Genomic DNA, 26,605 nt, shown 5'->3' with positions numbered 1-26,605 from the left:
ACTGGATAATAGGAAAAGGTAGGGGAAATGTCCCTGCCTTTTTCAGTTTTTGGTTGCTTCCTTTGTGAAAAGAGTTATAATAGACAGTAAGAAAAAAGGAGGATTTTATGAACGCGATTCAAGAATCATTTACAGATAAATTATTTGCTAACTATGAAGCAAATGTAAAATACCAAGCTATCGAAAATGCTGCCAGTCACAATGGAATTTTTGCAGCCCTTGAGCGTCGTCAAAGCCATGTAGACAACACACCTGTTTTCTCACTTGACTTGACTAAGGACAAGGTCACTAACCAGAAAGCATCTGGCCGTTGCTGGATGTTTGCGGCACTTAATACTTTCCGCCACAAACTCATCTCTCAATACAAACTTGAAAACTTTGAATTGTCACAAGCCCACACCTTCTTCTGGGACAAGTATGAAAAATCTAATTGGTTCTTGGAGCAAGTGATTGCGACTGCTGACCAAGAATTGACAAGCCGCAAGGTTAGCTTCCTACTCCAAACTCCACAACAAGATGGTGGTCAGTGGGATATGGTAGTTTCTCTCTTTGAGAAATACGGTGTCGTTCCTAAGTCTGTTTATCCAGAGTCTGTTTCATCTAGCAGCAGTCGTGAGCTCAATGCAATCCTTAATAAATTGCTTCGTCAAGATGCTCAAATCTTGCGTGACCTCTTGGCTTCTGGCGCAGACCAAGCGACTGTTCAAGCTAAGAAAGAAGACCTCTTGCAAGAGATTTTTAACTTCCTTGCTATGTCACTAGGACTTCCACCACGTCAGTTTGACTTTGCTTATCGCGATAAGGACAACAACTACCAAAGCGAAAAAGCCATCACCCCACAAGAATTTTACAAGAAATACGTTGACCTTCCACTAGAAGATTACGTTTCTGTGATTAATGCTCCAACTGCTGACAAACCTTACGGTAAATCTTACACAGTTGAGATGTTGGGAAATGTCGTTGGTAGCCGTGCGGTTCGTTACATCAACGTACCGATGGAACGTTTGAAAGAATTGGCCATTGCCCAAATGCAGACAGGAGAAACTGTTTGGTTTGGTTCAGATGTCGGCCAACTCAGCAACCGTAAAGCCGGAATCCTTGCGACAGATGTTTATGATTTTGAATCAAGCATGGATATTCAACTCACTCAGGACAAAGCAGGTCGTTTGGACTACAGCGAAAGCTTGATGACCCACGCTATGGTCTTGACAGGTGTTGATTTGGACGAAAACGGTAAATCAGTCAAGTGGAAAGTTGAAAACTCATGGGGAGACAAGGTTGGTACCGATGGTTACTTTGTTGCTTCAGATGCTTGGATGGACGAATACACTTACCAAATTGTTGTTCGTAAGGAATTACTAACAGCAGAAGAACGAGCTGCTTACGAAGCAGAACCAATCGTCCTTGCACCATGGGATCCAATGGGTGCCTTGGCAGAATAAATGAGATATAAAAAGAATGTTTCTATAATTTTTAGGGTTGGTGGAAATTTTCCACCAACCCTATTTTAGTGTATACAAAAAGGCCAACATCCATTATATTAAAAGCGCCTAAACCTAAAATAAAAGGATGATGACCATATGAACAATATACTAGAAGCTACACTACAAATCAAAGATAAAAACATTATTTGGGATGATAAAGTTCAAGAGAAGATATTTAAAAAGGGAAAATCTTTATTTTATTCAGCTACATATACGCATAAACCAGAATTTTGTACTGTTTGTGGGTGTGTTAGCCAAAATAACAATATCGTTAAAAACGGAACGAAAACTTCTCGTATCACTCTCTGTTCTGTTTCAGGCCTTCCGGCCTACTTAAATCTACGCAAGCAAAGATTTCTCTGTAGAGAATGTAGTTCTTCATTTACCGCAGATGCTAGTCGCATTGTAGAAAAACATTGTCATATTTCGAAACGATTAAAAAATGAAATTAAGGCAAAAATAAGTGAAACAGTATCTGAAATATATATCTCAAAAGAATCAAATGTTTCAGTTCATACTGTAAGACGTATCATAGATGATACAGCACGATTATTAACGATTAAACCATTACATGATTTCCCTGAACATTTGTGTTTTAATGAATTTAAATCCGTCAAAGCTTCCGATAGTAATATGAGCTTCATTATTTGTGATAGCACTACACACAAGCTGGTCGATGTTGTACGTGATAGAAAATCTTACAGTTTAAAACAATATTTTCATCGTTTTGAGACTAAGACAAGATTAAAGGTAAAAACTATCTCAATCGACATGTACTTACCGTACATTCAATTAATAAAAGAAATGTTTCCTAACGCTAAAATTATCATTGATCCTTTTCACATCGTACAAGCCTTAAATAGAGAATTAAATCGAACTCGGGTACGTGTCATGAATCAGCATCGTTATAAAAATCCTAAATTATATCGAAAGTTAAAACATTATTGGAAGTTAATTTTAAAGAACCCTAATGAACTTCAGAACTATAAATATAATCGTTATAAGCTTTTTGAAAGCTTCATAACAAGTAAAGGAATCGTAGATTATATCTTAGAAAACAATCCATCTCTAAAAAATGATTATGAGGTTGTACATTCACCTCGTGAATGTATACAGGATAGAGATTATATAGAATTCAAGGAAACGATTGAAGCAGCTACGCAATTAGACCTATCTCCTGGTTTAAAAAGAGTATTAAAGACTCTTATGACTTACTTGCCATATATTCAAAATACTTGTGAGTATCCAACTAGAACAAATGGCCCTATTGAAGGAATAAACAATAAAATAAAAGTGCTTAAATGAAATGCCTACGGCTTTAGAAACTATTACTATTTTAGAAATAGGATTATTTTAATAACAAAAATGTTTGGCCCAAAACAAAAAGGAATTAAGCAACAATTAGTTGCTTAATCCCTTCCTAAATTTCTTCATCAACACTATTTGACAAAGAGCCCTTTTTTAGTGCTCAAAATAGCACTCAATTTTAAATGGATTTGGTGTTCAAAAAATATAATCAAATGCAACAAACTAATTTCATTTTTAATAGGCACAATTAATTTTAGAAGATAGTACGAAAAAATATTGACTGTTTTCTTTAGAATGTGTAAAATTTAGATAGATTATTTAAAGTGAGGTTTTTTTATCTTGTCTATATTAAAGAAGAAATTTAATAAGTTTAGTGTTCTATTGAATCTGGTATTAATAGCTATTATAGCTATTGGAGTGCTATTTTTCTTACCTAAGGAACATAAATCAGAAGTCAAATCGTCAATTAATATCGAAAGTATTGAAAAAGTGAATGAAGTTGTATTTTTGAATGCGGGAATTAATGAAATTATTTCTGAAACAAAAACAACTCAAGTTTTTGGGTTTGATGTGCCGTTCTCTAAAAAAGCAGCATTAGTAATTTTAAATTATAACGCTAAATTTGGAATTAAAAGTAGTGTAAAGGTTGAACAAATAAGCGAAAAAGAATATAAGGTTATTGTTCCAAAATTGGAAGTAATTGGTGTTGAACTTTCAAAAGATGATCCTTATGATTTATATGATAGTCATGGAGAGTTATTAAGTGGGACTACAGAAGATGTTGATACTGGGAAATTGGTCACAAACCAACTTTCTAGTGATAAACAAGCAGAGTATTTAGATAAATTTAAGAGTGAAATTAAAGAATCTGCAATCAATTATTATAAAACAATATTTTCTTCAATGGATTCTGAAGTAAAAGTAACTATAGAATTTACAGAATAATTTTTGAAATACAAGACCCTGACCATCTCTGGTCAGGGTTTTGTGTGGTTCTATAATTTTTAGGGTTGATGGAAATTTTCCACCAACCCTATTTTAGTGTATACAAAAAGGCCAACATCCATTATATTAAAAGCGCCTAAACCTAAAACAAAAGGATGATGACCATATGAACAATATACTAGAAGCTATACTACAAATCAAAGATGCACACAATGAAGGTGTTACATTCCATTTCTTAGAGAATATTAAAGAAGTATTGCGTGATGAGAGTGGGAAAGTAACTGGTGTAAAGGTTATTACAATGGAACTTGGTGAATCAGATGAAAGTGGAAGAAGATTAACGCATGAAGTGGCAGGTAGTGAACATATTATTCCATGTGATCTTGTCGTTGCAGCAATTGAACAAAAGTAGACTTTAGTGTTCTAGATGAAAGGTAAAAATTTGACTTTCGGTCAACATCAGAATACATAGAAATAAATAATAACAGGTGATGCATATTTAGGTCCTCAATCTATCGCAACCGCAATTAAAGACGGGCGAGAAGTTGCGACAGAAGTACATGAATCGTTTAAAGAAAACATATAAATAACTTGTGGTGCCTTTCGTTTTTTACTGGGAAAATTAAGGAACTATAGTTATAAATACTTAAAGATATTAATATATTAACATTCGTATATTTATAGGAAGATTAAATAGAAATATTTGATATTAGCAAGAATATCTACATCTTATAACATATAGGTATTAATATATTCATAAAATATTAGGAGGAGAAATAATGAACAAGAAACTATTATCAGGCTTATGTGCAGCAGTACTCTTATCAGGTTTAGTAGGATGCGGACCTAAGGAGTCAAAACAAAATACCACAACAAGTACTTCTACAATAGAAACAAAAAATACCACAACAAATAACTCTGAAGTAACAGAGAAGAACTTCAAAGACTTCCCGGATACAGATGAAAAGTACTTCACATATGAAGAGTGGCAAGAAGGATACGCAATCTATAGTTGTACTTCTGACGACAAGGTTGTTCGTGTACCAAAAACCATTAATGGTAAACCTGTTATAGCGATTGCACAGCGTGGTATGGCAAATGTTGAAAAATGTGAAGCAATCGTCTTACCAGATACAGTAAGATATGTTGGAGAGTCATCTTTTGGTCAAGATAAAGCATTGAAGTACATTTATTTAGGAACATCATTAGAAACTGTTGATGATCACGCATTTTTAGGAGCAAGTTCTCTAGAGTCTGTTGTATTTCCAGAAGGAACAAAATCAATTGGTCAATTGGTATTTTCAGACACACCATCAATCAAATCGATCACAATACCTGAAAGTGTAATTGAAATAACAGACTTATTTTACTTCCCAGAAAATTCAAATAAGAATGTAGAAATCCATACACCTAAGGGATCAAAGGCAGAAGAGGCTGCCAATAGTTTAGGACTCAAAGTAGTAAATGACTAAAGGGGAATAGTATGAACAAGAAACTACTATCAGGCTTAGGGACTGACCCCAAAAAGTGAGAATTTAATAAAAACACCCTAGGGCTACCGTCTTCGGTATTCAACCGGAGACAGGTAGTCCAATTTTTGTTGGATTCTTTTTTCATTAGGTTCTTCATCAACACTATTTGACAAAGAGCCAAAAGAATCAGGTGATAAACCTGATTCTTTTTTGTTTGTATATTCTCACCGAGATTACATGATACCGAAGTAACGAGCTGCGATACCAACTGCAAAGAGTGCAAGGATGATTGTGATTGGAGATACTTTTTTCTTAAGCAACCACATGCAAAGGAAAGTAAGGAGAAGTCCCATCAATCCTGGAATCAATGAGTTCAACTGACCTTGAAGGGTTTGTGGTTGAACGCTATCCAAGCTCATACCACTAAGTGCTTGACCAAGAATACCCTTCAATTCTCCACCTGTAACAGCACCTTCTGGGAAGTTGATGTAGGCACCTTCTGATAATTGTTTACCTGGAAGGTTGATAGTGAAGTTGATGGATACCCAACGTTGTACAAGAACGGCAAGGATGAACATACCAAGGATAGAAGCTCCTTTAGTGATGTCTTTCAAGATACCACCTGACATGTCTTTAGTGATTTCAGATCCAGCCTTGTAACCAAACTCTTGTGTGTACCATAGGAAAGACATACGGATTGCATTCCATCCAAAGAAGAAGAGAAGTGGTCCAACGATATTACCAGTTGCAGCAAGTGATGCACCAAGGGCACCAAGGATAGGACGAACTGTAAACCAGAAGACTGGGTCACCGATACCAGCAAGAGGTCCCATCATACCGATCTTAACACCTTGGATAGCAGCGTCATCGATTTCAGTACCGTTAGCGCGTTCTTCTTCAAGTGCAAGAGTAACCCCCATGATTGGAGCAGCTACGTATGGGTGAGTGTTGAAGAATTCAAGGTGACGCTCAAGAGCAGCTGCTTGGTCTTCTTTTTTAGTATAAAGTTTCTTGATAGCTGGGATCAAAGAGTAAGCCCAACCCAAGTTTTGCATACGTTCGTAGTTCCAAGAACCTTGAAGGAATTGTGAACGCCACCAAACTTTTTGGCGATCTGATTTTGATAATTGAATTTTTTCAGCCATGATTGTTCCCCTTTCTAGTAGTCTTCTAGGATATCACCGATTGGATCGTTAGAAGTTGCAGCTCCTCCGCCACCGTTTCCACCTTGTTTAGAAAGGTTGAGGTAGATGAAGGCAAGGGCAACACCGATGACACCAAGGGCAATCAAAGTCAATTGAGAAATTGCTGCAAGAGCAAAACCGATAGCAAAGAATGGCCATACTTCACGAGTAGCCATCATGTTGATAACCAAAGCGTAACCAACGGCAACGACCATAGCACCACCGACAGCCATACCACCGTTCAACCAGTCTGGCATCAATTTAAGAGCATCTTGAACAGCAGAAGCAGGGATAGCGATAAGGAAGGCAGCAGGGATTGCAATACGTAGACCTTGAAGAACAAGAGCAAAGTAGTGAGCGCGTTCAACAGCTGCAATATTTCCTTCTTTAGCAGCAGCGTCTGCAGTGTGAACCAAACCAACTGAGATTGTACGAACGATCATAGTCAAGAAAAGTCCAGCTACGGCAAGAGGGATTGCAGTTGCAGTTGCGACTGCGATACCTTCAGTAGTAAAGTTACCACCCTTAATCATGATGATTGCAGCTGCAACAGAGGCAAGAGCAGCGTCAGGAGCTACGGCAGCTCCGATGTTAGCCCAACCAAGGGCAATCATTTGAAGTGATCCACCAAGCATAACCCCAGCTTCGAGGTTACCAGTTACAAGCCCGATGAGGGTACATGCAACGATTGGTTGATGGAATTGGAATTGGTCGAGGATACCTTCAAGACCTGCGAAGAAGGCAACAACTACAACCAAGATAGCAGAAATGATTGAAATATCTGACATGGTTTTATTCCTTTTCTATTTAATGTAAATTATTGAACGTTAGCTTTGCTAATCAAGTCAAACAAATCTTTTTTCGTGTCGTTTGGTACTTTACGTACGTCAAATTCAACACCAAGGTCACGCATTTTTTCAAATGTAGCAACGTCGTCTTTGTCCATTGACAATACATTGTTGACCATTGTTTTACCAGTTGAGTGAGCCATTGATCCAACGTTAAGAGTCTTGATTGGTACACCGCCTTCGATAGCACGGAGGGCATCTTGTGGTGTTTCAAACAAGATAAGGGCGTGTGTTTCACCAAAACGAGGATCTTTTGCAACCTCAATCAATTTTTTGATTGGTACAACGTTAGCTTTTACTCCGTTAGGAGCAGCTTGTTTGATCAACTCTTTACGAAGATCGTCGTTTGCAACGTTATCTGAAGCAACGATGATACGGTCTGCTTTTGAATCTGGTGTCCAAGCAGTTGCGACTTGTCCGTGAAGAAGACGTGTATCAAGACGTGCAAGGTTGATTTTCAATTTACCGTCTCCAATAACAGTTCCTTCTGGAATAGCAGCTTGGGCTACAGGAGCAGCTACAGCAGTTGCAACTTCCTCAGCTGGGTTTAGCTCTTCTGGAAGAGCCTTGATGCCATCTTTGGCTTCTTTAATGATGTTCGCAGCGACTTTGTCCACTCCGGCATTGGCGTCCATAAGGCGCTCAGTGTAGGCTTGGATTAACATCGGCAAGTTAAGTCCTGTGATGATGACAAATTTACGCTCAGGATTTTCTCCCATTACGCGGCTAGCTTGGTTAAATGGAGAACCACTCCAAAGGTCAGCCAAGACTAGAACCTCATCTTCTGCGTTAAATGCAGCCACAGCATTGTTGAATTTTGCGTATAAATCATCTGGACCTTCGTTTGGCATAAAGGTTACAACTTGAACCTTTTCTTGTTCACCAAAGATCATAGATCCTGACTGATGAATACCCGCGGCAAATTCACCGTGACTCGCAATAATGATTCCGATACTCATTATTGTCATTCCTCCTTATAAAATGTTTGACTTGTAGTTTAAGAAAACTTTAAGACTCTTTAAGTATAAACCGTTTTCATCAAAAAATCAACTACTTATAATAAATCCTAAAAAGTAGCGTGACAAACCCGCTATTCTAAATATTGATATATCAATATTTTTGATAAGACTTTGAAGGGAAGTATGGGAAATTTAATATGAATTACAAAATTATCAGCATTTTTAGATAGTATTTTTTCGACAAGATTATCTCTGATTTTTGGTATAATAGAGAGTAATTTATTTTCTAGTATGAGAAGTTAGAGTGAGAGGTATGTATGTCCCCTTCAATTCAGTTATTAAAAGACCGCTATTTAAAAAATATCAAAGAAAATCCAGATCTCTACATCGGTATTGAGTTGGAGTTTCCTATTGTTCATACGAAAGGCCAACCTACAGATATTGAAGTCAGCAAGGACTTGCTGCGCTTTTTGGTGGATGCTCTCAGTCTGGAAGTTGAAAAGGTAGACCAGGAGGGCAATCCGATTCAACTTGTAGAACCGATGAGTCAAGATCGGATTTTGTTTGAAGTTTCTTATACAACCTTGGAGTTTGCCTTTGGTAGGGCTCAGAATATCCAAGAGGTTGAAGGACGTTTTCAGGCCTATATGAAGGTAATCCAAGAAAAGCTAGGCGAAAAGAATCATGCTATCCAGGGTTGGGGGATTCACCCAAATTGGAATCAAAATGACAACCGACCTGTGGCTTATCCACGCTATCAGATGCTGATGGCTTATCTGAGTATGGGGAGTCACCAAGAAAGTGCGCATTTACATGACTTTCCACAATACGGAGCCTTCATCTGCGGGAGTCAAGTCCAGTTGGATGTTTCGACCGATAACTACCTACGTGTCATCAATGCTTTCACACAGATAGAGGCAGCCAAAGCTTACCTGTTTGCCAATTCTGAGTTTTCTGGAGCGGACTGGGACACCCAGATTTCACGAGATATTTTTTGGGAAGACTCTATGCATGGGATTTATCCAGAGAATGTTGGTGTCAATTCAAAACTATTTCAAAATGAGGATGATTTCTTTGATTATTTAGACCATTCTGCGATTTTCACAGCAGAACGAGATGGAGAAACCTATTATTTTTCTCCGATTCAAGCTAGAGATTACCTAGCTACTGATGAGATTCCTGCTTATACTCTAAATGGGAAAGAAACTCTTCTTGTTCCTCTAGAAAAGGATTTCCAAACGCACCGTAGCTACCAGTTTCAAGACTTGACAACAAGAGGCACAGTTGAATTTCGGAGTGTTTGTACACAGCCGCTAGACCGCACCTTTGCTTCAGCAGCCTTTCATCTAGGTTTGTTGGTGAATCTTGACAAGCTTGAAGCTTACCTAGAAACAGCTCCTTTCTTTGAAAGTTTTGGTCGTGACTACAAGTCTTTGAGAAGACAATTTTCTAAGAAACACCTCACAGATGAAGAAACAGCTGGGATTGTCCAGTTCTCCAAAGACTTGCTAGCGATAGCAGAGCAAGGACTTGAGATGAGAGGTCAGAGTGAAACGACTTATTTAGTGCCTTTGAAAGAAGAAATGGACGTATAATTTTCTTATAACGGAAGAATTTTCTGAAAAATCATGTTATAATGAATGAGACTATAGATAAAGGATAGAGATTTATGACATTAGTTTATCAATCAACGCGTGATGCGAACAATACAGTAACAGCCAGCCAAGCGATTTTGCAGGGCTTGGCAACAGATGGAGGCTTGTTTACTCCAGTTAGCTATCCAAAGGTGGATTTGGATTTTGAAACATTAAAGGACGCTTCTTACCAAGAGGTAGCTAAGCTTGTCTTATCAGCTTTCTTGGATGACTTTACAGCAGAAGAGTTGGACTACTGTATCACCAACGCCTATGACAGCAAGTTTGATACACCAGCTATTGCCCCTCTTGTCAAACTCGATGGCCAATACAACTTGGAACTTTTCCATGGTTCAACCATTGCCTTCAAGGATATGGCCTTGTCCATCTTGCCATACTTTATGACAACGGCAGCTAAGAAACACGGTTTGGAAAACAAGATTGTCATCTTGACAGCAACATCTGGAGATACTGGGAAAGCTGCTATGGCAGGATTCGCGGATGTCCCAGGTACTGAAATTATCGTTTTTTATCCAAAAGACGGTGTCAGCAAGGTACAAGAGTTGCAAATGACCACTCAAACGGGCGGAAATACCCATGTTATCGCCATTGATGGAAATTTTGACGATGCTCAGACTAATGTGAAACATATGTTCAATGATGTAGCTCTTCGTGAGAAATTGGCAGCCAACAAGCTCCAGTTTTCATCAGCTAACTCTATGAATATTGGTCGTTTGGTCCCACAGATTGTCTATTATGTTTATGCCTACGCTCAGCTTGTTAAAACTGGCGAAATTAATGCAGGTGATAAGGTTAACTTCACCGTACCGACAGGGAACTTTGGAAATATCTTAGCTGCCTTTTACGCAAAACAAATCGGTCTACCAGTTGGCAAGTTAATCTGTGCTTCAAATGACAACAATGTCTTGACAGATTTCTTTAAAACTCGTGTTTATGACAAGAAGCGTGAGTTTAAGGTAACCACTAGTCCATCTATGGATATCTTAGTGTCTTCAAACTTGGAGCGCTTGATTTTCCATCTTTTGGATAATGATGCGGTTAAGACAGCTGAACTCATGAATGCTTTGAATAGCCAAGGTCAGTATGAATTGACAGATTTTGATGCAGAGATTCTTGACCTTTTTGCAGCAGAGTATGCTACGGAAGCAGAAACAGCAGCAGAAATCAAGCGTGTTTATGAGTCAGATTCTTATATTGAGGACCCTCATACAGCAGTTGCCTCAGCCGTATATAAAAAATATCAAGCGGGGACAGGCGATGTGGCTAAGACCGTAATTGCTTCAACAGCTAGTCCATATAAATTCCCAGTAGTTGCAGTAGAAGCTGTAACAGGGAAATCAGGCTTGACCGACTTTGAAGCTTTGGCTCAGTTGCACGAAATTTCAGGAGTGGCAGTGCCACCAGCAGTTGATGGCCTTGAAACAGCTCCAGTTCGTCACAAGACAACTGTTGCAATGGCAGATATGCAGGCAGCAGTAGAATCTTATTTAGGACTTTAAAAGAGAGGAAGTAAACTCGGTTGGGAAACTAACTGAGTTTCTTTTCATCAGGAGGAAGGATTGTTTAAGAAAAATAAGGATATTCTCAACATAGCTTTACCTGCCATGGGTGAAAATTTCTTGCAGATGCTCATGGGGATGGTCGATAGCTACTTGGTAGCTAATCTGGGGTTGATCGCCATTTCGGGTGTGTCTGTAGCTGGAAATATTATCACCATTTATCAGGCTATTTTTATTGCCTTGGGAGCAGCAATTTCTAGTGTTATATCAAAAAGTGTGGGACAGAAAGATCAGTCTAGACTAGCCTACCATGTGACAGAAGCTCTCAAGATAACCTTGCTATTGAGTTTAATTTTAGGTAGCTTGTCCATCTTTGCAGGTCAAGAGATGATTGGTCTTTTGGGTACTGAACAGGTTGTGGCTGAAAGTGGAGGCTTATACCTATCTTTAGTTGGCGGGACAATCGTTCTCCTGGGCTTAATGACTAGTTTAGGGGCCTTGATTCGCGCTACCCACAATCCTCGACTGCCGCTTTATGTTAGTTTTTTATCCAATGCTTTAAATATTGTTTTTTCAAGTGTCGCCATTTTTATCCTTGATATGGGGATAGCTGGTGTAGCTTGGGGGACTATTTTGTCTCGGTTGGTCGGGGTTGTGATTTTGTGGTCACAATTAAAACTTCCATATATGAGACCGACGTTTGGGCTGGATAAAGACCTGCTGACCTTGGCTTTACCTGCAGCGGGAGAACGTCTCATGATGAGGGCTGGTGATGTAGTCATAATTGCCCTAGTTGTTTCCTTTGGGACAGAGGCTGTCGCGGGAAACGCGATTGGTGAAGTCTTGACTCAATTTAACTACATGCCTGCTTTTGGTGTCGCTACGGCAACAGTTATGCAGGTGGCCCGAGCAGTAGGGGAGAATGATTGGGCAAGGGTGGACAAGCTCAGTAGGCAAACTTTTTGGCTATCCCTCTTTCTCATGTTGCCCTTGACGCTTAGTATCTATGCTCTCGGAACACCACTAAGCTATCTCTACACCAGTGATTCTGCGGCTATTAAAGCCAGTGTTTTAGTGACTCTTTTTTCACTTTTAGGGACTCCTATGACAACGGGGACGGTCATTTATACAGCTGTCTGGCAAGGTTTGGGAAATGCCCGACTTCCCTTTTATGCGACAAGTATTGGAATGTGGTGCATCCGTATTGGGACTGGTTACCTGATGGGAATTGTTCTTGGATGGGGTTTGCCTGGTATTTGGGCTGGAACGCTTTTGGATAATGGTTTCCGTTGGATTTTCCTACGCTATCGTTACAAATCTTATATGACATTGAAAGGATAAGAAATGCAAGAAACGGCTTTTATTTGGGATTTAGACGGGACCTTATTGGACTCCTATGAAGCTATTTTGTCAGGAATTGAGGAGACCTATGCACAGTTTTCCATTCCTTTTGACAAGGAAAAAGTTCGAGCTTTTATCTTGAAATACTCTGTCCAGGATTTACTAGTGCAAGTGGCAGAAGAAAGAGGCTTGGATGTTGATAAGCTCAATCAAGTTCGTGCTCAGAGCTTGGCTGAAAAGAATGCCCAGGTCATCTTGATGCCGGGGGCGCGCGAGATTTTAGCCTGGGCAAATCAACAAGGAATTCAGCAATTTGTCTACACCCACAAAGGCGATAATGCCTTGACTATTTTACGAGATTTGGGATTGGATGTTTATTTCACAGAAATTTTGACAAGCCAGAGCGGTTTTGCTCGTAAACCAAGTCCAGAAGCAGCGACCTACCTTATTAGCAAATACCATTTAAAACCAGACCGCACCTTTTATATAGGGGACCGTACTTTGGATATCGAATTTGCTCAGAATAGTAGCATTCAGAGTATCAATTTCCTTGGAACTCCGGTGGATTGCAATCATCAGATTTCTTGTTTAGCGGATATTCCTTCTCTCTCTTTTTGAAAGTTTTATGAAAGAGAATATGTCAGCTTTGTGACAAAATTCATACAAACTATTTCAATTAATGTGGTTTGTTACAGAGCTTAGACAGTTTTATTAAATAGCCCCCAAAGGGCTTTTTTTCTTTTTTCTTTATGTTATGATAGAAAGGTACTACATTTGAAAAGGAGTTTGAATAGTATGAAGAAACGAATTATTTTAGCATCAACAGTAGCTCTATCACTTGCCCCTACCTTGGCGACTCAAGCAGAAGAAATTGTATGGTCACCACGTACAGTTGAGCAAATTCAAAACGATGTTGCTAAAAGCGAAAATAAAACAAGTTACACAATTAAGTACGGAGATACCCTAAGCACGATTGCAGAGGCTTTGGGAGTAGACTTAAATGTCCTTGCAAACTTGAACAAAATCACAAATATTGACTTGATTTTCCCAGAAACTGTACTGACTACAATCGTTAATGAACAAGAAGAAGTAACAGGTGTTGAGGTATACACACCTGAAGAAGTAGGTTCTGATGTAGCAAGTGCAACAGCAGATTTGAAAAAGAACCAAGTAATCGTAGATGACCAAACTGTAAAAGTTGAAGATTTAACTCAACCAGTTGAAGAAACAGAAGTTGTAGCAGAAACAACAGATTCACAAGCTAATGAAGAAGCTGTAACAGAAACTGCAGCACCAGCTGTAGAAGCTACTACCGAAGTAGCAACACCAGTAGCAGAGCCTGTAGCAGAAGCAACAACAGAAGCTACTACTGAGGCTGCAGCACCAGTAACAGAAACACCTGTAGTGGAAGAAACAACCACAACAGTTGCTGAAGCAACTACGGAAGCAACAACAGAAGCTGTAACAGAAGTACAATCAGCACCATCAACTTACCAAGCTGAAGCAAGCCAAGGTGCATCAACAACTTATGCAGCACCAGCAGCACCTGATTATGCAAGTATCGCAGCTACGAAATCAGAAAATGCAGGTCTTCAACCACAAACGGCTGCCTTTAAAGAAGAAGTTGCGAACTTGTTTGGTATTACATCATTTAGCGGCTACCGTCCTGGTGATAGTGGAGACCACGGAAAAGGTCTTGCCATTGACTTTATGGTTCCAGTAAGCTCAGCTCTCGGAGACCAAATTGCGGATTATGCTATCCAAAATATGGCTAGCCGTGGCATCAGCTACATCATCTGGAAACAACGTTTCTATGCACCATTCGATAGCAAATATGGACCAGCCTACACATGGAATCCAATGCCAGACCGTGGTAGTGTTACAGAAAACCACTATGACCACGTTCACGTATCTATGAACTAATGATTAAAAAGAAGCGGAAACTAATTCAGTCTCTGCTTCTTTTTTTGTTTTCAAACTCTTAGATAGCGTAAATCAACTCCAGGTATAAAATAGAAAAACATAGCCTTGAGGGATTGTGACTAGGAAACTAATTTAACGGAGTAAGCAAAATACTTGCAAAGTCAATTTATTTGTATTACGCTTGATAAGTCAACTATTGATAAATCAATCATTGACAAGGAGGAAACAATGTCAGAAATGCATGAATTACTGTACCAGCTCCATTTAACAGATCAGACCATCACTCAACTTTTTGAAAAACAATTGGGAATTAGTTTGACCCGCTATCAAATCCTGCAGTTTTTACTACAAAAATCACCTTGTACCCAAATTGCTGTTCAGGAGAAGTTACGGATTGACCAAGCAGCCTTGACCCGCCATTTTAAGATACTGGAGTCAGAAGGCTATGTCAGTCGTAAGCGTAATCCGGTCAATCAGCGGGAAGTTTTAGTTGAATTAACCCAAGAAGCCAAGAATCAACTCTTGCTTAGTCCACCTAGACATCACTTGAAAGTGAAGGAGCAGATGGAGAGCATCTTATCGACAGCCGAACAGAAAAAACTGACGGCTTTACTGACGAAACTAGTCTCAGGTTTAGAAAAAATAGAATTTTAAGGAGAAAACGATTTCAATCATTACTACTATCTTAGCAACTATCGTTGCCCTCGAGCATTTTTATATTTTTTATTTGGAAAGTATCGCAACCCAATCAGACGCAACTAGCCGTGTCTTTAATATGAACAAGGAAGAATTAGCACGACCATCTGTCACCTCACTGTTTAAAAACAAAGGAATTTACAATGCCTTGATTGGGGTGTTTCTTATTTACGGAATTTATTTCTCACATAGCTTAGAAATCGTAACAATCTTTGTTTTATTTGTCATAGGAGCAGCGACCTATGGTGCCTTAACTGCAGATAAAAAAATCATTCTCAAGCAAGGTGGACCGGCAATCTTAACGATCTTAAGTATCCTTTTCTTTAAATAAAAACAACCAGCACTCTCCATAGAAGGTGCTGGTTTTTAATAACTAGTATTAAACTTTTCTGCGTTTGATTTCAAGTAACCTTTGATAGAAGAAAATCTGGCTACTATAGATATAAGGGAAGATAGAGATACTTGCAATTCCAAAGCTTATCCAGATAAGGAGATACCATGGAAGTAGCTGTAAATCAAGGACGAAGCGTTGAAACTTATAGCCTTTCATGAGAAAGCGGCTGGTATGTAGCACACGACTTGGTTTAGCAATTCCGATAGCAAGGGTGTCACATAGGAGTAGCTCAACTTGGGAATAAGCGTAGTATTGCGGAAGATAGAGAATGGTTCCCAAAATCATTACAAGGACACTACCAAAGAAGTAGAGTGCGAAAGTAAGCAGGAAGTGTTCGATATCTGGATTTGTCACGTCGACAGATGGAAATTCGGGATGAAGTTCCACAAATTTACGAGCCATGGCATTGCTATAAAAGAGCAAGTAAACTCCAAAAAGACTAGGGATGCTCCATAAAAAGAGATAGAAACGCTTGAGTAAGAGAGTTAGAAAAGTCTGGGTAAAGAAGCGGTTGTCAAGCAAGGACAGGCTATCTTTAAAGGAAAGCTCTATCTCAGAAATTCTGTAAAGATTAATGGTAGTAAAGAGAGCACCAGCTAGGATAATGGAGCTTGTAAATCCAACGGCAATCGGAAAGAGAGCAGACTGGATTGTGATGCCTAGAAAACTCAAGAAGGACTGCTCAAGAATGCCCTCGTCGAGCAGGGATAAAGGCCTGATGAAGCTCGATAGAATCAAGAGAATACTTGGCAATAAAAAGACAAGCAGCAGACGAGGATGCTCAGCTTGAAATTGTCTAGCCTGCTGGCGAACTTCTTTTAAATTAATTTTTGGGTACTTCATTCTTTCATTATACCATAGTTCGTGACAGTTCCTGTTTTTTTTGATAGAATCATACAGTATGCCCTTGGGCACAAAGTATGAACTGGGACTGTCTTTCCCAGCTTCGGAGGTAAAAAATGTCAGATTCGCCAATCAAATACCGCTTGATCAAAAAAGAAAAACACACGGGAGCTCGTCTGGGTGAAATTATCACACCACATGGGACCTTCCCAACCCCTATGTTTATGCCAGTAGGGACTCAAGCAACGGTCAAGACTCAGTCACCAGAAGAATTAAAAGAGATGGGGTCAGGAATAATCCTATCCAACACCTATCACTTGTGGCTTCGTCCAGGTGATGAACTCATTGCCCGCGCTGGTGGGCTTCATAAGTTTATGAACTGGGACCAACCAATCTTGACAGATAGCGGTGGTTTTCAAGTGTATTCTCTAGCGGATAGCCGTAATATCACAGAGGAAGGAGTAACCTTCAAGAATCACCTTAATGGTTCTAAGATGTTCCTTTCACCTGAAAAGGCCATCTCTATCCAAAATAATCTAGGTTCAGATATCATGATGTCCTTTGATGAGTGCCCTCAATTTTATCAACCCTATGATTATGTAAAAAAATCAATCGAACGTACCAGCCGTTGGGCTGAACGTGGCTTGAAAGCTCACCGTCGTCCACATGATCAAGGTTTATTTGGGATTGTACAGGGTGCAGGATTTGAAGATCTTCGCCGTCAGTCAGCTCAAAACCTTGTAAGCATGGACTTCCCAGGCTACTCTATCGGGGGTTTAGCAGTTGGAGAAACTCATGAGGAGATGAACGCTGTTTTGGATTTCACCACTCAGCTGCTTCCTGAGAATAAACCTCGCTACTTGATGGGAGTGGGAGCGCCAGATAGCTTGATTGATGGGGTGATTCGTGGGGTAGATATGTTTGACTGTGTCTTGCCGACACGTATTGCTCGTAACGGTACTTGTATGACCAGTCAAGGTCGTTTGGTTGTGAAGAATGCTCAGTTTGCAGAGGACTTTACACCGCTTGATCCTGAGTGTGATTGCTACACTTGTAAGAACTACACTCGTGCCTATCTTCGCCACTTGCTCAAGGCCGATGAAACCTTTGGTATCCGCTTGACAAGTTACCATAATCTCTACTTCTTGCTCAATCTCATGAAGCAGGTTCGTCAGGCGATTATGGATGACAATCTCTTGGAATTCCGTGAGCATTTTGTTGAAAAATATGGATATAACAAGTCTGGGCGAAATTTCTAAATTTTGCTTAATATCAGCTAAAAATCCTAAGTTTTATCTTAGGATTTTTCTGTTTTTTTTGATAAAATAAAGGTACTATGGATTGAAAATTAGATGGCTTTTTTTGCTAATCTAATGAATGGAGAATAAACTCGTATGCGTATTAAATGGTTTTCCTTGATTAGGATTACAGGTTTGCTTTTGGTACTCTTGTACCATTTCTTTCAGACGGTTTTCCCAGGAGGTTTCTTCGGGGTTGACGTCTTCTTCACCTTCTCAGGTTTTCTAATTACATCTCTCTTATTAGAAGAATTTGAACAAAAAAGTAAAATTGATATCCTAGGATTTTTTAGACGACGCTTCTATCGGATTTTTCCGCCGGTTGTTTTGATGGTCCTCGTCGTTATGCCCTTCACTTTCTTGGTTCGTCAAGATTATGTGGCAGGTATCGGTGGCCAGATTGCTGGTGTTCTTGGATTTATGACAAACTTCTATGAAATGTTGACAGGAGGAAGTTATGAGTCCCAGTTTATCCCCCATCTCTTTGTTCACAACTGGAGCTTAGCTGTTGAAGTTCATTATTATGTTTTGTGGGGCTTGGCAGTTTGGTTCTTGGCCAAGCGAGCAAAAACAAGTGGACAACTACGAGGAATGATTTTCCTACTTTCTTCAGCGACCTTTATGGTTAGCTTCCTTTCTATGTTTATTGGTAGCTTTATCGTTAGCTCCTACTCAACACTCTACTTCTCAACTTTGACTCATGTTTATCCATTCTTCTTAGGAAGTGTGCTTGCGACCTTGGTAGGTGTTCGTCATGTAACGCCTCTTCTCAAACGTTTGAATAGAATCTTGGATTTGAGACAAACCTTACTAGTCTTTGGGGCGGGTCTAGGAGTCTTGCTCTTATTGACCTTCTTTGTAAAATTTAATTATCTTTTTGCTTATTTATTTGGTTTCTTGTTGGCAAGCTTAGCTGCGCTTCTGATGATTGTTGCAGCACGACTGTTGCACGAGAAAACTCCGACAATCGAAGAACCAAAGGTTATCGGTTTTTTAGCAGACACTAGCTATGCCGTCTATCTTTTCCACTGGCCGTTTTATATTATTTTCTCTCAATTGGTGGGAAATATACCGGCAGTGATTCTAACGACCATCTTTTCTTATCTTTTTGCTACCCTTTCTTTCTATGTGATCGAACCTTTCATTGCAGGGAAATCCAGCAAACTCTTGCGGATGGCAGAAGAAATTCCTCACATCAAACCAATCTTTGCTGGTAGTGTTGGAGTTCTTAGTTTGATTACCTTGGTTGTGATTCTGATAGCTCCACAAGTAGGTGCTTTTGAAACGGATTTGATGCTTACTGGCCTTAATCAAGCTCAAACTAATATCACTCGAACAAAAACTATGGCAGAACAAGCAGAAGCAAGTCGCTACAACATAGCTGATGGTGTATCTATCATTGGAGATTCTGTAACCTTACGTGCTTCAGCTGGACTGAAAGAGCTCTTACCAGACGCTCAGATTGATGGCCAGATCAGTCGAAATACTAAACAAGCAAATGCATTGATGCTGAATTACAGTCAGAATAAAGCCTTGCCTAAAATTGTAGTCATCGCGACTGGTGTCAATAACCCTGAAAATTATAAGGAAGATCTTGATCTACTGATAACAAATCTACCTAAGGGACATCAGCTTGTTCTTGTAACTCCATATGAGGGTGACACAACACAGGAAACACAACCTTACGTAGAACAGTATGCAAGCTATGCGCGTGAATTGGCACAAAAATATCCATATATTGCACTTGCAGATTGGAATCAAGTAGCCAAAGATCATCCAGATATTTGGAAAGGGACAGACCAAGTTCACTTTGGTAGTGATACTACTAAGCAGGATGAAGGTGCTAAACTATATGCAGAAACGATTAACGCAGCTGTTAAATCTCTTGCAGATAAACCTGTCAAATCAAAATAATCAATGAAAAGTAGAGATTCTATCTCTACTTTTTTGCTTTAAACAGGATTGGGAAAAACTTGCCAAATTGTCAGAATTATGAGAAAATAGGAACAGTCAAAAAATGGAGGGAATACAATGAGAGAAGACATCAAGATTAATGACCGTGCTCTAGCATTAGAAGACCAAATCATTGAAGTACTCGAGAAAGTTTATGATACAGATGTAGAGCTAGATGTATACAATCTTGGGCTGATTTATGAGATTCATTTAGATGAGGCTGGTCTTTGTACAGTTGTCATGACCTTCACTGATACTGCCTGTGATTGTGCAGAAAGTTTGCCGATTGAGATCGTAGCAGGTTTAAAACAAATTGATGGCATTGAAGATGTCAAGGTTGAAGTTACTTGGTCTCCAGCCTGGAAGATTACACGTATTAGTCGTTATGGACGTATAGCTCTGGGATTGCCTCCGCGATAAAAAATAGAGTGATAAGATGAATTATGAATCGGGATTAAAGACCTGATTTATATTTTTCTTTTTTTTGTTTATTTATTTCATACAATAAACAAAAATTTTTGTTAAGAGTAACCACTTCACTCAAAAAAATGTTATTATAGTAGAAGTGATTATAATAAAAAGAATAAGGTAGAATAGATATGAAATTATCTGTAGTAATTCCGTTTTATAACGAAGAGAATATGATTCAGAAGATGTATGATGAATTGGTTAAAGAAATCAATCAAATTACAAAGGCGGAATTTGAAATTATTTTTATTAATGACGGAAGTAAGGACCGTACTTTTGAACGTATGTTAGCCATCGCAGCTGGCGATTCACGTGTTAAATACATCAGCTTCAGTCGGAATTTCGGGAAAGAAGCTGGAACTATTGCAGGGCTTGAATATGCAACAGGAGAAGCAGTTATTCTAATGGATGGAGATTTGCAGCATCCACCAGCAATGCTTCCACAAATGATTGAAGCTTATGAGCAAGGATACGATGTTGTAAGTGCTCGTCGTACACGTACAGGAGAAAAACGTCACCGTACTTTTTTAGCTAAACATTTTTATAAACTTGCCAATAAAATGATGGATATCGAGCTAATGGACGGAGTCTCTGAATTCCGATTGTTTAGCCGTAAAGTTGTAAACGCCATTATATCTATGCAAGAATACAATCGTTTTTCTAAAGGAATTTTTGCTTGGATCGGCTTTAACGAAAAAGTTATCGAATATGAAAACCAAGTTCGTACTGTAGGTGAAACAAAATACTCGTTGAAGTTCTCATTGAACTATGCGATTCAAGGGATTTTATCATTCAACGATAAACCTCTACGTATGTGTATTAATTTTGGTTTATTCTGCTTATTAATTTCATTGGTTTATGTTCTTTGGACCTTTATCCAATATCTCGTAGTACCGGATTCACTCGTGAGTGGATACTTTACTACAATCTTCTCAGTCGTTCTCTTTGGTGGAATTCAATTGATTTCTATTGGGGTACTCGGAGAATATATCGGTAAGATTTATTATGAAGTGAAGAAACGTCCACATTATCTTGTTGACCAAACGAACATTACTGTGAAAGGAGAGCAAAATGACGACTAAGAAAAAAGTCTATCTAGCAAGTTTTATTGCGCCTATGCTCATTATGTTTGTAGCTTGGGCTATTGATGGCTTCTTTCCTTTCGGGACAAAGTCACTCATGGCGGTTGACTTTAACGCACAGTATATTGGCTTATATGCTTATTTCAAACATTTATTTTTAAATGGCGATTGGAGTAGTTTCTTCTACTCTTTCTCTAAATCCATTGGAGGGGGGATGTTAGGGATTTGGGGCTTCAACTTGTTGAGTCCATTTAACTTACTCTTTCTATTAACCTCTGAAGAAAATTTCCAATGGGTGGTTCCAATTGTTATTGCCTTACGTTATGGAGCGATGGGATTAACCATGGCACATTTCTTGGTTAAACGATATGATGGATTAAAGAATAAGGCCTACTTGGTTCCAATCGTCGCTACCATCTACGCATTAAATGGGTTTAATGTTAGTTATCAAATGAACCCAATTTTCTATGATGGAATGATCATGCTTCCATTAGTTTTAATTGGGGTTGAACAAGTACTAGATAATAAGTCTCCAAGAGGCTATATTGGCATGCTGGCATTATCTCTCTTTGTTCAATTTTACATGGGTTATATGACCTGCATTTTTGTGGTCATTTATGCTTTGTTCTACATTATTCGTTCAGAGAATTTAAGAAATAAAAAGGTTATTCTAACAAGACTGGGGAAATTAGCTGCCGCATCTATACTAGCTGTTGGAATAGTATCAGCTGTATTGCTCCCAATTCTGATTAGTTTGGTATCAACAAAAGGGGGCTTGCAAAGCACTCTGAGATTTGATTGGAAGTTACAAATCAATCCGTTTGAGATTTTAGCAAAACTCTTTTTAGGAGCTTTTGATAATACTTCTTGGCCAGCTGGACCTAACTTGCCAAATATATATGTGGCTAGCTTTGGTTTACTAGGAACACTTTATTACTTTATTTCAAGTAAGATTTCAAAATGGAGTAAAATTGCAGCAAGTTTTGTTCTCGTAGTGTTTTTGATTTCTTGTGCCCATGAATTTACAAGTAAGTTGTGGCATATGGGACAAAATCCTGCTGGATTTTTCTATCGATTCTCATGGATTATTGCTTTCTTTTTAGTTTATTTGGCTTATCTAAGTCTACGAGAAGTGGAGAAATTTACTAAAAGAGAAGCTAGCTTCCTGCTGATTAGCGGTGCAGTTATCTTTTCTATTGTACAGTTACAACAACACTCTTTCTTAACAGTTTGGCAACGTCTTGCAACGATTTTGATTTTTGTGGTTCTGCTTGGGGCTTTATTCTATCCTAAAGTAAAAAGAGCTTGGATGATTATAGCTGCTTTGACTGTAGTTGAGTTAACAGCTAATGCAGCACTTGTTCAATCACGTGTTGGCTATACAGATGCCTACAAGTATCACGATGCTGTTTTACAATTAAAGGATGCTATTAACCCTATTCGACCTGACCACAGTGATTTTTACAGAATTAATAAATCATTTAATCTAAGTAAGAATGATCCATTCATGGTGGATTATCCTGGCTTATCAATTTTTAGTTCCAACTTAGAAAATAGTACGCGAGATTTATTTGACCGTTTAGGAAATAATGGAATTAACGCAACGACCTACTATCAAGGAACTCCGCTACAAGATGCACTCTTCTCAGTGAAATACTTAGTGACTCCAAAACCAGTGCTTAAAGAGGACTATCCGGATACATCCAAGTTGTATGTATTCGGAAATATGGTAACGCGTAAAGATATTACGACAAAAGAACCTGTTTATGAAGCTGCTAGAACAAAGACTTTCGAGACAGATTTGATTTTACCAATTGCTTATGGTGTTAATGATGCAACGGTGAATGTAAAATTAGAGAACCACCAACCGATTCAAAATCAAAATAAGATAGTACAAGCAATGGGAGCGACGAGCGATTATTATTTAGCTATATTAGCAGCAAATGAATTGAAGTTAGATAATATGGAATCATCTAAACCAGAAACTTACAAACGAATTGATTCATCTAAACCAGGAACGATTACCTATCACTTATTACCTCAATCTGCTGAAGATTATTGGGTATCAATTCCGCAAAAATTATCTCATACAGATAAAAACAAAGTTCGTATCTTGTTGAATGGCAAAAATTACGAATTCCAAGATAAATTTCAACAAACACAGTTCATACAAATTGCGCATAATTCTGCTGGCCAACCTGTAGATTTAACGATTGAAATTGAAACGGATAATGAATATGACTTATCTGGATTACGATTAGCTCGTTCAAATGGTGCATTAGTAAATCGTATCATTCAAGAACGTCAGCTTCAAGGAATAAAATTGTCTCATTGGGATAATCGTAGTTTTAAAGGGACAGTGAATATTACTGATGACAGTACCTGGATGATGACAAGTATTCCATTTGAAAAAGGTTGGACTGTTAAAGTAGATGGAAAAGTAGTTGAAACTGCAAGAGTTTGGGATAGCCTGTTGGCATATAAAATTACACCAGGTGAGCATACAGTTGAAATGAGTTACTTGCCAGAGGGATTTGTTTTAGGTTTTATAATCTCAACCGTATCTATCGCTCTTTATGGATTTGCAATTTACAAAAAATGGATTTAATATAGTGGGAGTAGACTATAATGAAAATTTCAAAAATGAAATTAAAATATAGTTCGCTGTTCTTTGTTCCATTTATGGTTATGTTAGGGGTCTTCCTTTGTTTAGGGTTGACTCCCTTTTCACAAAATTCGATACATAGTGGAGACTTTCTTGCACAATATTTTCCGCTATATATCGGATTACATAAACTGTTCTGGAGTGGAGATTATGGCGGTCTGTTTTGGTCCTTCGAGAAATCACTTGGAGGAGCAATGCCAAGTGTTTGGGGTTTTAATAGTTTAAGTCCATTCACGTTTTTATACGTAATCTTCCCGGTTTCAATATTTCAAATTTTGAGTTATGTAATCCCACTAATTCGTTCTGGGATAATGGGAGTCGTCTTTGGGTATTTCTTGGAAAAGAAATTTCAAGGAGTGTCTAAACATTACTGGTTATCGTTAGGATTATCTTCGTCGTATGCTCTTAGTGGCTTTATCGTATCGCAACAGTACAATCCTAATTTCTTAGATAATCTAATTTATGTACCGTTGATTCTTTTAGGAATTGAAGAAATTGCGGGTGGAAAGCGATCGTTTAAATTACCGATTTTTCTTTCTATTAGTTTGATTACGAATTTCTATACAGGCTATATGATGTGCCTTTTTGTAGCACTGTATACGTTTTATATTATCTTCTCAACGGATGACCCTCTGATTGAGGCGCTACTAAAAATGGGGAGAGTTGCTTTATTTGCACTAATTGGTGTAGGAATTGCAGCGTTTTGGTTATTGCCGGTCTTTAGTGCCTTGTTAGAGAGTAAAGCGAGCGCTGGGAGTACCTTCGCGTGGTCATGGGACTTCGTCAATGATGTAGTAGCAATGCCTCAAAAATTTATTCTAGGATCCTTCGGAGAAAAAGAATGGGGTGATCCAAAGGCTCTACCGCAGCTATATATTGGTGGCTTGGCTCTCTTTGGGTTGTTTACATTCTTTGCTAAGAAAGAGATTACTCTCCTTAAGAAGTTGTCAGCGATAGTCGTCCTTCTTGTGTTGTTTCTCTCATTCTCTATTCAAGGCTTCGATCAAATTTGGCATATGGGACAACGTCCCGTTGGTTTCTTCTTTAGAAATTCATGGGTAGCCAACAGCTTTATGCTGGTATTGGCGTCAGAAAGCTTACTACAATGGAAAGATAAGCTTCGATTAAGCGAGTTTCTAGTGGCTATTTTTGGGTTTGGTTCAATACTTGTATTATCGACTCAAAGAAGTCTTCAATTTGTTGAAACGCCGCAGAAAATACTCGCATTTTGCTTTTGGACAACCATCTTATTAGCGTTTTTCTTTAGAAAAGTAGATAAAGTTCGTAGGTTACAATTAGTGGCCGGAGTGGTGATTATCGAACTAATGATCAGTTCTTTTGTTGGATTAAAAAGGGTACCTTTTTTCATTGGTAATGAAGGATTAAAGAGTCAAATGGAATACGCCACTGCTTTTGACCAAGAAGGTTACGGCGGTTCAAAGGTATTTACAAGGATGGAAATGCATAAGGGCTTGTCTCATGCCAACTTCCCTATTGCCTATAATTATAATGGGGTATCACATTTCACTTCGAGTCTCGAGTATTCATTGATTGAGGAATTGAGCTATCTAGGATTGCCGTCATCGCAATCAGTTGTTAACTATACAAGTCGTAATGTCATTCTGGATTCATTCTTTGGAATCTCAAACTTTATGATGGATGGAGATGAAAAACGTATTTTTTCAGACGTTCGTGGATTGTATGAGAAAGTAGGTACGTTAAAGAACTTTGCTGTTTATCGTAATCCATATGCCTTTTCTCTTGGATATTTAACTAATGAAAGTTCAGCGACGAATATCTCATTTGAAGCACATCAACCCGCTGCCAATTTGAATCAGCTATTACAAGTGATTGGATTATCTGGAGCAAATGCACTAAGCGAAGTGAGTGTTGGGGAACCAGTTACCTCGAATTTAACAAAGTCGGGAGACAAATACACTCTATCAAATGAAGGAGAATATTCTAACATTGAATGGAAGTTGACTCTTGAACCAAATAAGTTGTACTTTGTTGAAATTCCAGAAAGACAAGCTGGTTCGGTAAATAAGTCAAAGGTGAAGCTCAACGGATTAAGTTATCCCTATGAAAATCGATTCCGAGATAATCAATTTTGGATGCTTGGCAATGGAAACTTAGATCAAACGATTACTCTCACTTTTGAAGAAGGAAAAGCCAAAGAATGGGATTTTCGAGGTTTTAAATTTTATTCAATTGATATACCAACGCTAACAAATGCATTGGAACAGTTTAAAAAAACACATGATATCACCATTGATTCCTATTCAAATTCAACGGTGAAAGCACATGTCAATGTTCCAAATAGTGAACAATCCTTCGCAACCTTCACTATTCCATATCACTCAGGTTGGAGTGTAACAGTAGATGGTCAAGCTCAAGAAGTTCAAAAATCTCTTGGTTTCTTTATGGGTGTTTCACTAACTGAAGGAGAACACGAGATTATATGGAGTTATAGCCCACCAGGGTTAAACACTGGAATAGTACTTTCAATGACTTCCCTCATCGTACTCATTTACTTGTGGAAAAAGAAAAAAGTGGAGTAGATAACATACTTTGTTGCCTATTCCAAT

At 38.6% G+C, this 26,605-nt stretch carries 22 protein-coding genes and 1 pseudogene; 18 read left to right on the top strand and 5 right to left on the bottom strand.

Translation table 11 applies throughout. The features are described 5' to 3' along the window. Nucleotides 1-107: 107 nt before the first annotated feature. The 5 genes and pseudogenes from pepC (at nucleotide 108) to NML75_RS01020 (ending at nucleotide 5,209) form a co-directional block, all read left to right on the top strand. Nucleotides 108-1,442 carry an aminopeptidase C gene (gene pepC, locus NML75_RS01040; RefSeq protein WP_254731312.1) on the top strand — a complete coding sequence of 445 codons (1,335 nt, stop codon included), beginning with the start codon at nucleotides 108-110 and terminating at the stop codon, nucleotides 1,440-1,442. 138 nt (nucleotides 1,443-1,580) lie between these two features. Then, a pseudogene (locus NML75_RS01035) lies at nucleotides 1,581-2,897 on the top strand (ISL3 family transposase). A 234-nt stretch (nucleotides 2,898-3,131) separates the two neighbouring features. Further along, nucleotides 3,132-3,737: a DUF4230 domain-containing protein gene (locus tag NML75_RS01030; protein WP_004250641.1), complete on the top strand. Its 606-nt coding sequence runs from the start codon at nucleotides 3,132-3,134 to the stop codon at nucleotides 3,735-3,737. Between the two features lie 166 nt (nucleotides 3,738-3,903). Next, nucleotides 3,904-4,149, top strand: a complete 246-nt coding sequence (locus NML75_RS01025) for a hypothetical protein (RefSeq protein ID WP_004250643.1) — start codon at nucleotides 3,904-3,906, stop codon at nucleotides 4,147-4,149. 367 nt (nucleotides 4,150-4,516) lie between these two features. Continuing rightward, the gene (locus NML75_RS01020) at nucleotides 4,517-5,209 is read left to right on the top strand and encodes a leucine-rich repeat domain-containing protein (protein ID WP_254731309.1); all 693 of its coding nucleotides are present in this window, start codon (nucleotides 4,517-4,519) and stop codon (nucleotides 5,207-5,209) included. Between the two features lie 83 nt (nucleotides 5,210-5,292). On the opposite strand, the gene NML75_RS08835 is transcribed toward NML75_RS01020, so the two are convergent. The 4 genes from NML75_RS08835 to NML75_RS01005 are packed head-to-tail and all read right to left on the bottom strand — an operon-like array spanning nucleotide 5,293 to nucleotide 8,200. Then, nucleotides 5,293-5,382, bottom strand: a complete 90-nt coding sequence (locus tag NML75_RS08835; protein WP_367400507.1) for an IS3 family transposase — start codon at nucleotides 5,380-5,382, stop codon at nucleotides 5,293-5,295. A 60-nt stretch (nucleotides 5,383-5,442) separates the two neighbouring features. After that, entirely contained in the window at nucleotides 5,443-6,354 is a 912-nt protein-coding gene (locus NML75_RS01015) for a PTS system mannose/fructose/sorbose family transporter subunit IID (RefSeq protein WP_254731306.1), read from the bottom strand. A 14-nt stretch (nucleotides 6,355-6,368) separates the two neighbouring features. Next, complete coding sequence (locus NML75_RS01010) at nucleotides 6,369-7,181, bottom strand: PTS mannose/fructose/sorbose transporter subunit IIC (protein WP_004250648.1); 813 nt, start codon at nucleotides 7,179-7,181, stop codon at nucleotides 6,369-6,371. Nucleotides 7,182-7,210: 29 nt separating this feature from the next. Continuing rightward, on the bottom strand, nucleotides 7,211-8,200 hold the full coding sequence (locus NML75_RS01005) for a PTS sugar transporter subunit IIB (protein WP_254731303.1): 990 nt from the start codon (nucleotides 8,198-8,200) through the stop codon (nucleotides 7,211-7,213). Between the two features lie 317 nt (nucleotides 8,201-8,517). On the opposite strand from NML75_RS01005, the gene NML75_RS01000 reads away from it, so the two are divergent. The 7 genes from NML75_RS01000 to NML75_RS00970 all read left to right on the top strand — a co-directional run bounded on the left by NML75_RS01000 (nucleotide 8,518) and on the right by NML75_RS00970 (nucleotide 15,645). Then, entirely contained in the window at nucleotides 8,518-9,795 is a 1,278-nt protein-coding gene (locus tag NML75_RS01000) for a gamma-glutamylcysteine synthetase (protein WP_254731300.1), read from the top strand. A 74-nt stretch (nucleotides 9,796-9,869) separates the two neighbouring features. Further along, nucleotides 9,870-11,354, top strand: a complete 1,485-nt coding sequence (thrC, locus tag NML75_RS00995; protein ID WP_254731297.1) for a threonine synthase — start codon at nucleotides 9,870-9,872, stop codon at nucleotides 11,352-11,354. Between the two features lie 60 nt (nucleotides 11,355-11,414). Further along, the gene (locus NML75_RS00990; protein WP_254731294.1) at nucleotides 11,415-12,695 is read left to right on the top strand and encodes an MATE family efflux transporter; all 1,281 of its coding nucleotides are present in this window, start codon (nucleotides 11,415-11,417) and stop codon (nucleotides 12,693-12,695) included. A gap of 3 nt (nucleotides 12,696-12,698) precedes the next feature. Beyond that, nucleotides 12,699-13,313 (top strand): HAD family hydrolase, encoded by a 615-nt coding sequence (locus tag NML75_RS00985; RefSeq protein WP_254731291.1) that lies wholly within the window; start codon nucleotides 12,699-12,701, stop codon nucleotides 13,311-13,313. A gap of 177 nt (nucleotides 13,314-13,490) precedes the next feature. Further along, a complete protein-coding gene (locus NML75_RS00980; protein ID WP_254731288.1) occupies nucleotides 13,491-14,618 on the top strand; it encodes a LysM peptidoglycan-binding domain-containing protein in 1,128 nt (375 codons plus the stop codon). A gap of 228 nt (nucleotides 14,619-14,846) precedes the next feature. After that, complete coding sequence (locus NML75_RS00975) at nucleotides 14,847-15,272, top strand: MarR family winged helix-turn-helix transcriptional regulator (RefSeq protein ID WP_254726734.1); 426 nt, start codon at nucleotides 14,847-14,849, stop codon at nucleotides 15,270-15,272. Nucleotides 15,273-15,282: 10 nt separating this feature from the next. Further along, nucleotides 15,283-15,645, top strand: coding sequence for a DUF1304 domain-containing protein (locus tag NML75_RS00970; RefSeq protein WP_254803998.1), 363 nt, complete (start codon nucleotides 15,283-15,285; stop codon nucleotides 15,643-15,645). Between the two features lie 48 nt (nucleotides 15,646-15,693). On the opposite strand, the gene NML75_RS00965 is transcribed toward NML75_RS00970, so the two are convergent. Further along, on the bottom strand, nucleotides 15,694-16,551 hold the full coding sequence (locus NML75_RS00965; RefSeq protein WP_254731285.1) for a DUF975 family protein: 858 nt from the start codon (nucleotides 16,549-16,551) through the stop codon (nucleotides 15,694-15,696). A 116-nt stretch (nucleotides 16,552-16,667) separates the two neighbouring features. On the opposite strand from NML75_RS00965, the gene tgt reads away from it, so the two are divergent. From tgt to NML75_RS00935, 6 genes are all read left to right on the top strand, one after another. Beyond that, complete coding sequence (gene tgt / locus NML75_RS00960) at nucleotides 16,668-17,810, top strand: tRNA guanosine(34) transglycosylase Tgt (RefSeq protein ID WP_235083476.1); 1,143 nt, start codon at nucleotides 16,668-16,670, stop codon at nucleotides 17,808-17,810. A gap of 135 nt (nucleotides 17,811-17,945) precedes the next feature. Then, on the top strand, nucleotides 17,946-19,763 hold the full coding sequence (locus NML75_RS00955) for an acyltransferase family protein (protein WP_254731282.1): 1,818 nt from the start codon (nucleotides 17,946-17,948) through the stop codon (nucleotides 19,761-19,763). A 117-nt stretch (nucleotides 19,764-19,880) separates the two neighbouring features. Then, on the top strand, nucleotides 19,881-20,222 hold the full coding sequence (locus tag NML75_RS00950; RefSeq protein ID WP_004250665.1) for a metal-sulfur cluster assembly factor: 342 nt from the start codon (nucleotides 19,881-19,883) through the stop codon (nucleotides 20,220-20,222). Between the two features lie 179 nt (nucleotides 20,223-20,401). Continuing rightward, on the top strand, nucleotides 20,402-21,352 hold the full coding sequence (gene pgfS, locus NML75_RS00945; protein ID WP_004250666.1) for a glycosyltransferase PgfS: 951 nt from the start codon (nucleotides 20,402-20,404) through the stop codon (nucleotides 21,350-21,352). Next, nucleotides 21,342-23,960 (top strand): YfhO family protein, encoded by a 2,619-nt coding sequence (locus tag NML75_RS00940; protein ID WP_254731280.1) that lies wholly within the window; start codon nucleotides 21,342-21,344, stop codon nucleotides 23,958-23,960. The genes pgfS and NML75_RS00940 overlap by 11 nt, the downstream gene beginning before the upstream one ends. A gap of 20 nt (nucleotides 23,961-23,980) precedes the next feature. Continuing rightward, nucleotides 23,981-26,578, top strand: a complete 2,598-nt coding sequence (locus NML75_RS00935; RefSeq protein ID WP_254731277.1) for a YfhO family protein — start codon at nucleotides 23,981-23,983, stop codon at nucleotides 26,576-26,578. The last annotated feature ends 27 nt before the right edge of the window (nucleotides 26,579-26,605 follow it).

Source organism: Streptococcus sp. CF4-3, from assembly GCF_024295385.1.
Lineage (GTDB): Bacteria > Bacillota > Bacilli > Lactobacillales > Streptococcaceae > Streptococcus > Streptococcus infantis_I.
Note: the sequence above shows the minus strand (reverse complement) of the source record. Positions and strands in the feature narration are given on the sequence as shown.

Bases quoted from the DNA above. Each gene is read 5' to 3' on its own strand.
- NML75_RS00985 (WP_254731291.1), top strand. From the start codon at position 12,699: ATGCAAGAAACGGCTTTTATTTGGGATTTAGACGGGACCTTATTGGAC.
- NML75_RS01015 (WP_254731306.1), bottom strand. From the start codon at position 6,354: ATGGCTGAAAAAATTCAATTATCAAAATCAGATCGCCAAAAAGTTTGG.
- NML75_RS00950 (WP_004250665.1), top strand. From the start codon at position 19,881: ATGAGAGAAGACATCAAGATTAATGACCGTGCTCTAGCATTAGAAGAC.
- NML75_RS00980 (WP_254731288.1), top strand. From the start codon at position 13,491: ATGAAGAAACGAATTATTTTAGCATCAACAGTAGCTCTATCACTTGCC.
- NML75_RS01005 (WP_254731303.1), bottom strand. From the start codon at position 8,200: ATGAGTATCGGAATCATTATTGCGAGTCACGGTGAATTTGCCGCGGGT.
- pgfS (WP_004250666.1), top strand. From the start codon at position 20,402: ATGAAATTATCTGTAGTAATTCCGTTTTATAACGAAGAGAATATGATT.
- tgt (WP_235083476.1), top strand. From the start codon at position 16,668: ATGTCAGATTCGCCAATCAAATACCGCTTGATCAAAAAAGAAAAACAC.
- NML75_RS00940 (WP_254731280.1), top strand. From the start codon at position 21,342: ATGACGACTAAGAAAAAAGTCTATCTAGCAAGTTTTATTGCGCCTATG.
- NML75_RS01025 (WP_004250643.1), top strand. From the start codon at position 3,904: ATGAACAATATACTAGAAGCTATACTACAAATCAAAGATGCACACAAT.
- NML75_RS01020 (WP_254731309.1), top strand. From the start codon at position 4,517: ATGAACAAGAAACTATTATCAGGCTTATGTGCAGCAGTACTCTTATCA.
- NML75_RS00965 (WP_254731285.1), bottom strand. From the start codon at position 16,551: ATGAAGTACCCAAAAATTAATTTAAAAGAAGTTCGCCAGCAGGCTAGA.
- NML75_RS00955 (WP_254731282.1), top strand. From the start codon at position 17,946: ATGCGTATTAAATGGTTTTCCTTGATTAGGATTACAGGTTTGCTTTTG.
- NML75_RS01000 (WP_254731300.1), top strand. From the start codon at position 8,518: ATGTCCCCTTCAATTCAGTTATTAAAAGACCGCTATTTAAAAAATATC.
- pepC (WP_254731312.1), top strand. From the start codon at position 108: ATGAACGCGATTCAAGAATCATTTACAGATAAATTATTTGCTAACTAT.
- thrC (WP_254731297.1), top strand. From the start codon at position 9,870: ATGACATTAGTTTATCAATCAACGCGTGATGCGAACAATACAGTAACA.
- NML75_RS00935 (WP_254731277.1), top strand. From the start codon at position 23,981: ATGAAAATTTCAAAAATGAAATTAAAATATAGTTCGCTGTTCTTTGTT.
- NML75_RS00975 (WP_254726734.1), top strand. From the start codon at position 14,847: ATGTCAGAAATGCATGAATTACTGTACCAGCTCCATTTAACAGATCAG.
- NML75_RS01010 (WP_004250648.1), bottom strand. From the start codon at position 7,181: ATGTCAGATATTTCAATCATTTCTGCTATCTTGGTTGTAGTTGTTGCC.